Annotated in this window: 11 protein-coding genes; 5 read left to right on the top strand and 6 right to left on the bottom strand. The window is 68.9% G+C overall.

The features are described 5' to 3' along the window. The first annotated feature begins 28 nt into the window (after positions 1 to 28). From VFQ64_RS02905 to VFQ64_RS02885, 5 genes are all read left to right on the top strand, one after another. A complete protein-coding gene (locus tag VFQ64_RS02905; protein WP_325101803.1) occupies positions 29 to 1,042 on the top strand; it encodes a glycosyltransferase family 4 protein in 1,014 nt (337 codons plus the stop codon). 21 nt (positions 1,043 to 1,063) lie between these two features. Beyond that, positions 1,064 to 1,450 (top strand): VOC family protein, encoded by a 387-nt coding sequence (locus VFQ64_RS02900; RefSeq protein ID WP_325101802.1) that lies wholly within the window; start codon positions 1,064 to 1,066, stop codon positions 1,448 to 1,450. Between the two features lie 48 nt (positions 1,451 to 1,498). Next, entirely contained in the window at positions 1,499 to 2,560 is a 1,062-nt protein-coding gene (locus tag VFQ64_RS02895; protein WP_325101801.1) for a phosphoesterase, read from the top strand. After that, positions 2,557 to 3,678, top strand: coding sequence for a UV DNA damage repair endonuclease UvsE (gene uvsE / locus VFQ64_RS02890; protein WP_325101800.1), 1,122 nt, complete (start codon positions 2,557 to 2,559; stop codon positions 3,676 to 3,678). The genes VFQ64_RS02895 and uvsE overlap by 4 nt, the downstream gene beginning before the upstream one ends. 74 nt (positions 3,679 to 3,752) lie before the next feature. Beyond that, positions 3,753 to 4,487 (top strand): Crp/Fnr family transcriptional regulator, encoded by a 735-nt coding sequence (locus VFQ64_RS02885; protein ID WP_325101799.1) that lies wholly within the window; start codon positions 3,753 to 3,755, stop codon positions 4,485 to 4,487. Between the two features lie 20 nt (positions 4,488 to 4,507). Here the strand turns inward: VFQ64_RS02885 and VFQ64_RS02880 are convergent, their stop codons facing one another. From VFQ64_RS02880 to queA, 6 genes are all read right to left on the bottom strand, one after another. Then, entirely contained in the window at positions 4,508 to 5,515 is a 1,008-nt protein-coding gene (locus VFQ64_RS02880) for a cell wall hydrolase (protein WP_325101798.1), read from the bottom strand. A gap of 129 nt (positions 5,516 to 5,644) precedes the next feature. Then, complete coding sequence (locus VFQ64_RS02875; protein ID WP_325101797.1) at positions 5,645 to 8,455, bottom strand: pitrilysin family protein; 2,811 nt, start codon at positions 8,453 to 8,455, stop codon at positions 5,645 to 5,647. Between the two features lie 397 nt (positions 8,456 to 8,852). Continuing rightward, positions 8,853 to 9,047: a hypothetical protein gene (locus VFQ64_RS02870; protein WP_325101796.1), complete on the bottom strand. Its 195-nt coding sequence runs from the start codon at positions 9,045 to 9,047 to the stop codon at positions 8,853 to 8,855. Next, positions 9,048 to 10,184: a tRNA guanosine(34) transglycosylase Tgt gene (tgt, locus tag VFQ64_RS02865; RefSeq protein ID WP_325101795.1), complete on the bottom strand. Its 1,137-nt coding sequence runs from the start codon at positions 10,182 to 10,184 to the stop codon at positions 9,048 to 9,050. Then, positions 10,181 to 10,708: an EF-hand domain-containing protein gene (locus VFQ64_RS02860; protein ID WP_325101794.1), complete on the bottom strand. Its 528-nt coding sequence runs from the start codon at positions 10,706 to 10,708 to the stop codon at positions 10,181 to 10,183. Before VFQ64_RS02860 ends, tgt begins: the two co-directional genes overlap by 4 nt. Beyond that, a complete protein-coding gene (gene queA / locus VFQ64_RS02855) occupies positions 10,705 to 11,739 on the bottom strand; it encodes a tRNA preQ1(34) S-adenosylmethionine ribosyltransferase-isomerase QueA (RefSeq protein ID WP_325101793.1) in 1,035 nt (344 codons plus the stop codon). Before queA ends, VFQ64_RS02860 begins: the two co-directional genes overlap by 4 nt. Between the last annotated feature and the right edge of the window lie 3 nt (positions 11,740 to 11,742).

Raw genomic sequence — 11,742 nt, 5'->3', positions numbered from 1 at the left:
CGCGATCGACCGCCTACACGCCACCCCTGTGAAGATCGCGATGCTCGCCCCCATCTCTTGGCGCACTCCGCCGGACGGCTATGGTCCGTGGGAGCTGGTCACCAGCCTGCTGACCGAGGGCATGGTCGCGCGCGGCATCGACGTGACGCTGTTCGCCACCCTGGATTCGCACACCGCCGGTACGCTCGCGGGCGTCGCTCCCCGTGCCTATTCCGAAGATCCTTCGATCGACGCTAAGGTCTGGGAGGCGCTGCACGTTGCCAACGTCTTCGAACGCGCGGGCGAGTTCGACCTGATCCACAACCAGGCCGATTTCGTGCCGCTCGCCTTTTCGCGCCTTGTCGACACGCCTGTGGTAACGACCATCCACGGCTTCTCGTCCGAGCGCATTCTGCCCGCCTATCGAGCGTATGACGACCGCGTACACTATGTCGCGATCAGCGACGCGGACCGGCATCCGGACCTGACCTATGCCGCGACCATCCACCATGGCATCCGCCTCGACGACTTCCCCTTCGATGCGGCAGGCAGCGACGAATTGCTGTTCTTCGGCCGCATCCACCCCGACAAGGGCGCGGGCGAAGCGATCCGGGCGGCGCAGGCCACCGACCACAGGCTGGTCATGGCCGGGCTGGTGCAGGACGAGGGCTATCACCATGGCGAGGTCGCGCCACATGTCGACGGCGACCGCATCCGCCACCTGGGGATTGTCGGCGGCATAGATCGCGCGCGTACGCTGGGATCGGCCAAGGCGTTGCTCCACCTCATCGCCTTTGACGAGCCGTTCGGCCTGTCGGTCGTCGAGGCGATGGCCTGCGGCACACCGGTGATCGCGTACAATCGCGGCTCGATGCCGGAGTTGATCGACCATGGCGTCAACGGCTTCCTGGTCGACGGCTTCGACGAAGCGGTCGCTGCGATCGATCGTGTGGGCGAGATCGACCGCGCTGCTTGCCGGGACACGGCTATGCGCAGGTTCGGCGTCGAACGGATGACGACGGAGTATCTGGCGCTATACGAGTCGGTTCTGGCAGGCCGGTAAGACCAACAAGAGAGGAAGCCTATGTTCAGTCATGTCATGGTCGGCACCAACGATGTGCAGAAGTCCAAGCAGTTCTACGACGCCACTTTCCAGGCGATGGGCGGCAAGCCTGGGCGTCAGGACGACAAGGGGCGGCTGATCTACATGCACAATGGCGGCCTGTTCCTGGTGACCCCGCCGATCGACGGCGAGCCGGCGACCCATGCCAATGGGGGCACGATCGGTCTCGCGATGACGCCCGAGCAGGCGAACGCATGGCACCAGGCGGGCGTCGAGGCGGGCGGCACCGCGATCGAGGACGCGCCCGGCGTGCGCACCGGAGCGATGGGTCAGCTCTACCTCGCTTATCTGCGCGATCCGGACGGCAACAAGCTCTGCGCGCTGCACCGGATGCCCGCCGCAACCTAGATCATCGCGGCGGCGGGAGCCCCGATCACTCCGGCTCGTTGAGCGGGGGTGATCGGCGCGCTTTCCCACGACACTCCGCGCGAAGATGCCCGTGCCGCGTTCACCGCGGCGCTAGGCGGCTTCGATCGCGAGCGCCCGGTGCTGGTGCTGGGCCATTTCGACGCCGACGGCCTGTCCGCCATTGCGATCCTCGTCCGCGCGCTTCGCGCCGCGGGTTGGCAGGCGGAGCCGCGCATCGTCGGCAAAGGTGAGGCACCTTGGGACCGGCCCTTCGCCGCAACGCTCGGGACGCCCGCGGGGCTGATCGTCGCCGACCTCGGTACGCGCGCCGAGGCCGTCCTGCCGGGAGTGCCGACGATCGTCATCGACCATCACCTCCCCACCGGCACGCCACCCGACGCGACGACGATCAGCGGCAACGGTCTGACGCCCGAGCCGAGCTCCGCGCTTCTCGCCTGGTGGGCGTGCGCGGCGCTCGGTGATCAGGCCGATCTGCTCTGGCTCGCCGCACTGGGCCTGATCGGCGACATGGCCGACGAGGCCGGCTTCCCCGAGCTCGCGCAGGCGCAGGCGCGCTGGGGCAAGACCGCGCTGCGCGATGCGGTCAGCCTGGTCAACGCGCCGCGCCGTACCGCGTCCGCCGACGCCAGCCCGGCGCTGCACCTGCTGATGACCAGCGACGGGCCAAAGGCGATCACCAAACAGCGGAGCCCGGAAAGCGACGCGCTCGTCGCCGCCAAGATCGAGGTGCGCCAGGCGGTCGAAGCCGCCCGCCGTGTGCCTCCCACCGTACGCGGCGACGTGGCGTTGATCCGCTTCCATGCCGAACAGCAGATCCATCCGCTCATTGCCCAGCAGTGGCGCGGACGATTGAAGGACAAGATCGTGCTGGCCGCCAACACCGGCTACAATCCCGGTTGGGTCCACTTCGCCGCCCGCTCCGCGCGGGGGCAGAACCTGGTCGACTTCCTCGCCGACCATCGCCCGCCCGGCGCCGACTCACGTTATGGCAACGGCCACGCCCAGGCGACCGGCGGCGCGCTGCGCCCCGCCGACTGGAACGCGTTCGTCACCGCGCTCGGCTTTCCCGAACAACAGGTACCCGCATGACCCGACCGCTCCGCTTGGGCTTTCCCGTCAAGGTGATGGGGCAAGCCGGTCTAAAGACGCAGGACACGCGCCGCTGGCAGAAGAACCCGCACCTCAAATGCTCGCTCGAGCTGCTCGATCCGGTGCTCGACTATCTCGCCGCGCACAAGCTCGACATGTACCGCCTGTCGTCGGACATCGCCCCCTACGCGACCCATCCCGACATGCCGCAGTTCCATTCGATGGTCGCTGACTCAGACGCAGAGCTGCGCGCCTTCGGCGCCAAGGCCAGGGCGCTCGACATCCGCCTGTCCTTCCACCCCTCCCAATATGTCCTGCTCAACTCGCCCAACCCGGAGCTGACGCGCAAGTCGATCTGGGACTTGGCGAGCCAGGCCGAGATGCTCGACCGCATGGCGCTGGATGACGAGGCGGTGATGGTGACGCATGTCGGCGGCGTCTATGACGACAAGGACGCCAGCCGCGCCCGCTGGATCGAGGGGTTCGAACAATGCCCCGACCATGTCCGTCGCCGCCTCGTCCTCGAGAATGACGACATCCGCTTCTCCGCGGCCGACGTGCTGTGGATTCACGAGCGCACCGGTGTGCGGCTGATTTTCGACTACCAGCATTTCTGGTGCCTCAACCCCGAGCGGCTCGATATGCGTAGCACGCTGGAGAGGTTCGTCGCGAGTTGGCCGATCGGGGTTCGCCCGAAGATCCACTTCTCCAGCCCCCGCACCGAGCTTCGCGAGGTGAAGCGCAAGATCACCGGCAAACCCAAGAAGGGCGAGCTCCTCAAGGCACCCGTCAAACCCACCGCCCGCATCAAGACCGTGCTGCTGCCGCCGATCTGGACCGGCCATTCCGACTTCACCAACCCGTTCGAGTTCGCGACCTTCATGCGCATGGCGGATGGCCTCGACTTCGACGTGATGATGGAGGGCAAGTCCAAGGACCTGTCGCTGCTGCGACTGCGCCCCGACCTGCTCCGCTTCGCCCCCGACGTCGCGGCGCGCTTCGGCATCACCGACAAGGACGCGGCCCAGCTCGCCGCCGACGAGACGCGGCTGGAGCAGGGCGTCGCCGCCGACGAGGAGGCCGACGTCGACGAGGGCCTCGCCCTGGCGGCCGAATGATCCCCGCCCTTGCCAGCGTCCCGCCGCTTCCCCTAAACCGGGCTCCGACAAGAGCTTGGGGCAAGGGAGAAGCAATGCGGCGTAGCGCGCTGGTGACCCGGCTGGAACAGCACCTGGCGATGACCGCTGAAGAGCGCGATACCCTCGATTGGGCGGAACGGCGCGAGATGCGCTTCACTCCCGGCCAGCTGCTGATGGAGCAGGATCGCCCGAACGACATGCTCTACATCGTCCAGCAGGGCTGGGTTCACTCCGCACGTCGCCTGGTCAACGGCAGCCGGCAGATAGTCGGTTTCCACTATGCCGGCGACCTCGTCGGTACCTCGAGCATCGCTTGGAGTCTAGCGACGAACACCGTGACGGCGGTCAGCGACTGTATCGTATCCGAACTTAGCAAGGGGGCGCTGGGGCGCATCTTCAAGGCCCAGCCCCGGCTCGCCGGAGCGCTCTACGCGATCTCGGCCGCCGATTACGTCGCGATGGGCGACCGGCTGACCTCGATTGGCCGGATGGGTGCGATCGAGCGGCTGAGCCTGCTCTTGCTCGACATCATCGCGCGGCTGCGGGTGACCGCCGGCGGGGTCGTCGATTCCTTTGATCTCGCGCTGACCCAACAGGACATCGGCGATGCAGTGGGACTGACCAAGGTCCATGTCAGCCGTACCTTTGGTGATATGGAAAAGCGTGGGCTGATCGAACGCAGCGGCCGCCGTGTACGCCTACTGGCAGAGCGCGACATGATCGCGATGACCGGCTTCGTCGACCGGCATGGCGTGATCGAGACGAACTGGATCCCGGCGCCCGAATAATTTCGCCCAATCCTTCAGGATCAAAGCGGCTTTCCGGAATCCTTCCACCGGTCGAGCACCTGGGAGGCGGGGGGTAGACGATCCTCCGTCGGAGCGGGGGCCGCGAGGACACCGGTCTCGCGCCAGACAGGCAGGATCGTAGACGGCACCGAGACCGGTATCGGCGCCGGTGTGGTCGCGGCTGCGGTCGCGGCCATCGGCGCTGCCGTGGATCGCGTTACCGGTCCGGGCACCGGCTCACCGCCGCGATAGCCTTGCCTGAACGCTGCGCCCGTGCCCCAATAGCCCTTCCAGCGATGGAAAAAATGTGCCCCGATTACGTCGGTCATCACCAGCGTCCGGTTCCACGACGGCGTCACGGCAAAGGTATGATAATGCGTCGCCAGGCCGACGGAGGGGTGGACATAGCCGCCCAGCGCCGCCGCGGCGTTACGCGCCGCGCGCATCCAGCCGGTCCGGGATGGCACCCGCGTCATCGCTCCGTCGCAGGCGAAGGAGAACTGGCACACCGGCCCACCCGAGCCCTGATATACCACCCCACAGACCGTCTCCGGGAACACCGGATGCCGCGCGCGGTTAAGGATCACCTGCGCCACGGCCAGCTGGCCGCTGTCGGGTTCGCTCGCTGCCTCGTAATAGATCGCGGTGGTCAGGCACTCCATCGCGCGCGCGCGATCGAGACCGCTCGCCGCCGCCATCGAAAACGGCCGCGCGGGGACGATGCCCTGCTCGGCAAAGATCGGCGCCTCGGCGGCATGCACCGGCACCGGCGGCAAGGCGATCGTCCCGGTGGTGCCAGGCATGGGAAGCGCGGACGCATCCTCCAGGTAGAGCAGCGCCGCGCCGGGAAAATGATCGTCCGCCTCGAACCCGCCCGCGCTCGCCGCTACGGCCAGCGGGGCGCTATGATCGGAGAGCGCCTGCCATGCCGCGCTGGTCGCCATCGCGCCCGTGACGCCCAGCCCGGCGAACACCAGCAACAGCCAGCCGCGCAGCAACAGCCGCGCCCGATGGGAAGTGATCCGCACGGAGGCCGCATAGCGCACCCGCATGAACAAATCCGCCGTCGATTTGACGGCGTCCCGCGCTGGGACAGGGGAGCAGGGCGTCAACCTCCGAGCCGGCGCCGATCGAGCCGTGGAATGAAAGCGTGAGACCTATCGCAGCTCCGCTGCATCGAGCTTCAAAGCGGCGACCGGAATCACCTCCACCTGCGGATAGAGTTTTCGCAGCGCGGGCAGGAAGGCCTTTGCATCCCCGACCACCACCACCGAAGCCGCGCTCGGATCGACGACTTCGCCGGCAGTCTTGCGCACCGCCTCGGGCGTGACGGCTTGGACCGCGCCGGCATAGCGGTCGAGCTCGGACAGCGGCACCCCCTCCAGGACATAGCCCGCCAGGAGGCCGGCGATGCCGTCGGTCGTCTCCACTGTGCGGCCGAAACTCCCCAGCGTCGTCGTCTTGCGCGTCTCCAGCTCCGCTGCGGGCACCAGCGTCGTTCCCAGCCGACGCATCTCGGCGACGATCAGTTCGGCGGCTTGTGCGGCGGTCTCGTTCTTGGTCTGCGTGCGCGCCGACACCATGCCGCCCAGCCGCCGCGCGGAAAACCCGCTGCCCGCGCCATAAGCGAGGCCACGCTTGATGCGGATTTCCTGGTTGAGCCGCGACGAATAACCGCCGCCGAGCACCGCATTGGCGACCAGCAGCGGATAATAACGGTCCGACGCCCGCGTGATCCCCGGCCGCGCCACGACCACGCCTGCCTGCCCCGCGCCGGGCACGTCGATCACGACGACGCGCGGGCGAACGGCCGGCAGGTTGATGACGGTCTCGGACGGCCTCGGCCCTGCGCGCCAGCCGCCGAACAGATCCTGCGCGAGCTTGGCGGACTGCGCCGGGGTCACGTCGCCGACCAGCAACAGCGTCGCCTGCTCGGGGCGATAGGTGCCCGCATAGGCCCGGCGGAGGTCGGATGCGCCGATCGCCTTGAGCGACGCCGGTGTGCCCGCCAGCGGCGTGCCATATGGGTGGGCGCCGAACACCGCCCGGCTGGCGACCAGGCTCGCCAGCTGCGCCGGATCGGCGAGCTGCACCGTCAACGCGTCGATCGCCTGCGCCCGCGCGCGCTCGATCTCCTCCGCCGCGAAAGCTGGCCGCTGTGACACGTCGGCCAGGACTGCCATGCCGGCGCCGAGCTGGTCCGACTTGACCGTCAGCGAGACCGAGCTGCCGTCGCGGTCCGCGCCCGCTTCGATCGCGCCGCCCAGCGCCTCCACCGTTTGCGCGATCTCAGTCGCCGAGCGCGTCGTCGTGCCCTTGGTCAACAGCTCGGCGGCGAGGCTGCTCGCGCCGGCCTGCGGCCCCGGATCGGTCGCCGCGCCGCCGCTTGCGACCAAGGTGGCGGTGACCACCGGCACACCCCGCCTCTCGACGGTTACGACGCGCAAGCCGTTGGCGAGCCGCGTCTCTACCGGACGCGGCAGCGCGGCGGCGAGCGCCTTGCCCGGCGCCGGCGGCGCGATCGGGTTCGCCGCCGGGGTGACGATCCGGACGTCGGCGGGGGTGACGAGGGGCGCGACCCGCACCGTCGGCGCCAGCACCACCTCGTCCTTCGCGCCTGCCGGGCGCTGATCGGCGGGGAGGTAGCGGATCGTCGCCGCCCGGTTCTCACCCAGATACTTGCGCGCCACCCGCTGCACGTCCGCCGGGGTGACGCGGGCAATCGCGGCAAGCTGCCGGTCAGCGGCACGCGGATCGCCGTCCACCACCACCGCCGCCGCCAGCGCCGACGCGCGCCCCTCCGCCGTCTCGCGGCTCCTCAGCGACGATGTCAGGATCTGGTTCTTGGCGCGCTGCAGCTCCGCCGCCGTGACCGGCGCATCGCGCAGCGCCGCCACCTCGCGCCGCAGCGCCGCCTCGCCCGCCGCCACCGTCTTGCCGCCCGCCAGTATGGCGAAGGCGACGAGGTTGCCGGTGTCCTCGCGCGTGTCGAGGAAGCTCTCCGCCGACTGCGCGACCTGGTCGCGATAGACCAGCGCATGGTTGAGCCGCGCGCTCTCGCCCGTCGCCAGCACCGCGTTGAGCACCGTCAGCGCCGGAATGTCGGCGTCGCGGTCGGGTGGCACATGCCAGCTCATCAGCACCGCGGGGAGCGGCGTGTTGGCGGCGTAGACGGTACGCGTCACAGCGGCCGTGCGCGGCGGCTCGCTGACCGTCACGCGCGGGATGGGCGTGGTCGGGCGCTTGATCGGGCCGAAATAGCCGTCGATCCAGCGGTCGAGCTGCGCCGGATCGAAATTGCCCGCGACCACCAGCACCGCGTTGTCGGGCCGGTAATAGGTCGCGTGGAAGGCGCGCACGTCTTCGATCGAGGCCGCCTGCAAATCCTCGAGCGAGCCGATGCCGGGCCTTGCATAGGGATGTACCGAGTAGCTTACCTGCGGATAGGCGACCGACAGCAGCTGACCATAGGGCTGGGCGAGCGTACGCTGGCGCAGCTCCTCCTTCACCACGTCGCGCTCGGAGGCAAAGCCGGTCGGCTCGACCACCAGGCTCGCCATCCGGTCGGCTTCCGCGAACAGGATGCGTTGCAGGTGGTTGGCCGGAACCACCTCGTAATAGTTGGTGTAATCGTCGGCCGTCGACGCGTTGTTGTAGCCGCCGACATCCTCGGTCAGTCGGTCGAACTGCTCGGGCTTCAGGTTGCGGGTCGCCTTGAACATCAGATGCTCGAACATGTGCGCGAAGCCGGAGCGGCCGGCGGGATCGTCCTTCGACCCGACCTTGTACCAGACCTGCACACTCACATTACTGGTGCCGGTGTCGCGCATCGCGAACACCCGTAGGCCGTTGGGTAACGTGCGTTCGCTAAAGGCGAGCGGTTTTACCGAGGGCGCCCGCACGGCCGGTTGCGCCAGGGCGGACGAGGCGGCGAGCAGGGCGAATGGAGCAAGAGCGCGGGTCAGCATGGCGTTACTCTACGGCTCCGCATCGGCATGTCATCCCTGCCCGCATCCGCACGCCGTGCGCGAACCGCGAATGTTGAGAATGTTGAGTGCCCCCGACGGGTTTGCCCGATCGCATCTGCTTTGCGTCGCACAACGACGCGGGAGCAGCAGAAACGCGGCAGGGACGCGCCACCCGTGCACCACCAGCGCGTCGCCGATGCGATCCAGAGCGGCAGAGATGCGCCGGCTGCGTGACGCGGCAATCGTGCTGCAGGAAAGAAAGTGCTGCCATGGCGACATTCCCTGCCACGCTCACAGGCCTGTAGGACAGCCCTTCCACGCTTGCGGACGCGCCGGATAGTCTCGGGCTCATCTTGCCAGCAGCAAGCCTGCGCGCGGGGCTGCTAAGCGCATGCCTTCAGTCCTTGCCCTCGCGGCGCCGCGAGAACAGCACCGCCGCCGCCACGGCCGCCGAGCCAATCCCCGCCGCCAGGCCGATCCGCCCGACCTTCCAGCTCTTGGTCTTTTCCACCACCGCCTGTTCGGCGACGCGGGCATGGGCCTTCACCGCGGCAAGGATCTCGTTCGGCGCGTCGTCGGTCTGCTCGGTCACTCAGGCTTCTCCCTTTTCGCCAGCATAGCGCGCCCGGAACGCGTTTGCGAAGGCGGTGAGCCGCGTCTCCGCGATCGCCGCGCGCAGCTCGGCCATCAGCGTCTGGTAGAACCAGATGTTATGCTCGGTCATCAGCATCGCCCCCAGGATTTCGCCCGCGCGTACCAGATGATGCAGGTAGGCCCGGCTCCAGGTCGTGCACACCGGGCAGGCACAGTCGGCGTCGAGCGAGCCCAGATCCTCGGCGAAGCGCGCGTTGCGGATGTTGATCGGCCCGTCCAGCGTAAACGCCTGTCCCGTCCGCCCCGATCGCGTCGGCAGCACGCAGTCGAACATGTCGATCCCGCGCTCCACCGCCCCGACGATGTCGGTCGGCTTGCCTACGCCCATCAGATATCGCGGCTTGTCGGCCGGCAGCTGTCCCGGCGCGAAGTCGAGACAGGCGAACATCGCCGCCTGACCCTCGCCGACCGCAAGCCCCCCGATCGCATAGCCGTCAAAGCCGATCGCAGTCAGGGCGGCGGCGCTGGCGGCACGGAGCCCTTCGTCGAGCGCGCCCTGCTGGATGCCGAACAGCGCCGCACCCTCCGCATGGACGCCGCCGGCGTCGAACGCATCGCGCGACCGCCGCGCCCAGCGCATCGACCGAGCCATTGCCGCCGCCTGCACCTCCGGCGTCGAGGTCGTGGGTACCAGCTCGTCGAACGCCATGACGATATCGGACCCGAGCAGCCGCTGGATCTCCATCGATCGCTCGGGGCTGAGCAAGTGGCGCGTCCCGTCGAGATGCGACTTGAACGAAACGCCGTCCTCCGACCGCTTGGTGAGGTCGGCGAGGCTCATCACCTGATAGCCGCCGGAGTCGGTGAGGATCGGCCGCGACCAGCCCATCAGCCTGTGCAGCCCGCCCAGCCGCGCCACCCGCTCGGCACCAGGTCGCAGCATCAGGTGATAGGTGTTGCCCAGGATGATGTCCGCGCCCGCCGCCGCGACATCGACGGGCTTCATCGCCTTGACCGTGGCGGCGGTGCCGACCGGCATGAACGCCGGCGTTCGGATCACGCCCCGCCGCATCGCGATCTCACCGGTGCGGGCGCGACCGTCGGCCGCTTTGATGGTGAAGCTGAAGCGCGTCACGGCTGCGGCGCCGGATCCGGGCTGCCGCCGGGTACCCGCTGCGTGCCCGGTGGCGGTCCGCGCCGGACGGGTCGGCCACCCAGCGGCGCGGCGCGGAACGTCAGCACCTCCGCCCGCGTCACCTGGCCATCGCCGTCCCGGTCGTAGCGCGAGAACAGTCGTGAGAACTGAGCCTGGAGCTCGGCGAGCGCGACGCGGCCATCGCCGTCGCGGTCGACCTCGTAAGGGCTGGGCAGGGCGGCCTGATCGCCCAGCCAACGCGACTGCCAGTCGGCATAGGCCAGATAGCCCAGGCTGCCTGTGCCGGGCCGATCGATCACGACGAAGCTCCGTGCGATGCAGCCGTCCAGCTCCGTGCGGCCGGTGCGCCCGTCACCGTCGGCATCGCAGGTGGCGACGAACATGCCGGCGGGCTCGATCATCAACGTCGCGGGGGTCTGTGCATTGGCCTTGCCGGGCCCAAGGACGCGGACCTCGGCCGGATCGGCCTGGACGCCGACGAGCGCGAGCAAAAGGAGGATCATGCGGTCTCCGGCAGCAGCAGCGACGCGTCGCCATACGAATAGAAGCGGTAGCCGTTCTCCACCGCATGCGCATACGCCGCCTGCATCCGATCGAGGCCCATCAGCGCCGAGACCAGCATGAACAGCGTCGAGCGCGGCAGATGGAAGTTGGTGAGCAGTCCGTCGATGCCGCGAAAGCGGTAGCCGGGCGTGATGAAGATGGCTGTGTTGCCCTCCCACGGGCGGACCACGCCGTCCTCGCCGGTGGCGCTCTCGATCAACCGAAGCGACGTCGTGCCCACCGCGATCACCCGTCCGCCCGCCGCGCGGACGGCATTGAGGCGCTCCGCGGTGGCGATGTCGAGCCGGCCCCATTCGGCATGCATCCGGTGCGCGTCGGTGTCCTCCGCCTTGACCGGTAGGAACGTCCCGGCGCCGACATGGAGCGTCAGCGTCTCGTGCTCTATGCCCGCGCCCGACAGCGCCGCCATCAGCTCGGGCGTGAAGTGCAGCGCCGCCGTCGGGGCGGCGACCGCGCCGGGCTCGCTTGCGAATATGGTCTGATAGTCCGCGAGGTCGCGCGCGTCGGCAGCCCGGCGCGCGGCGATATAGGGCGGCAGCGGCATTCGCCCGGCGCGCTCGAGCAATAGCTCGACCCGCTCGTGGCCGGTGAAGGTCAAGGCCCAGCTGCCATCTTCCCCCCGTTCGCTCGCGACGGCGGCCACGTCCTGACCGAAGTCGATCGTGTCGCCATCGCGCAGCCGGCGCCCGTTGCGGACAAAGGCGCGCCAGCGGCGCGGGCCTTCGCGAAGGTGTAGCGTGGCGCCGACCTTCGCCTCGCCGCGTCGGCCATCCAACTGCGCGGGAATGACACGGGTGTCGTTGAACACCAGCAGGTCGCCCGGCCGCAGCGTGTCGGCAAGATCGCGGACATGTCGATCGCGGGTCGTGGCGCCGTCCAGCACCAGCAGGCGCGCGGCATCGCGCGGGCTCGCCGGACGCAGCGCGATCCGCTCGGGCGGCAAGTCGAAATCGAACAGATCGACCTTCATGAC

Source organism: Sphingomonas sp., assembly GCF_035714405.1.
GTDB lineage: Bacteria > Pseudomonadota > Alphaproteobacteria > Sphingomonadales > Sphingomonadaceae > Sphingomonas.
The sequence above is the reverse complement of the archived record's forward strand: the minus strand, read 5'-3'. Positions and strand labels throughout refer to the sequence as shown.

What these genes read in the sequence shown, in the direction of transcription:
- VFQ64_RS02900 (WP_325101802.1), top strand. Translation starts at nt 1,064, where the DNA reads ATGTTCAGTCATGTCATGGTCGGCACCAACGATGTGCAGAAGTCCAAG.
- uvsE (WP_325101800.1), top strand. Translation starts at nt 2,557, where the DNA reads ATGACCCGACCGCTCCGCTTGGGCTTTCCCGTCAAGGTGATGGGGCAA.
- VFQ64_RS02885 (WP_325101799.1), top strand. Translation starts at nt 3,753, where the DNA reads ATGCGGCGTAGCGCGCTGGTGACCCGGCTGGAACAGCACCTGGCGATG.
- VFQ64_RS02875 (WP_325101797.1), bottom strand. Translation starts at nt 8,455, where the DNA reads ATGCTGACCCGCGCTCTTGCTCCATTCGCCCTGCTCGCCGCCTCGTCC.
- VFQ64_RS02860 (WP_325101794.1), bottom strand. Translation starts at nt 10,708, where the DNA reads ATGATCCTCCTTTTGCTCGCGCTCGTCGGCGTCCAGGCCGATCCGGCC.
- queA (WP_325101793.1), bottom strand. Translation starts at nt 11,739, where the DNA reads ATGAAGGTCGATCTGTTCGATTTCGACTTGCCGCCCGAGCGGATCGCG.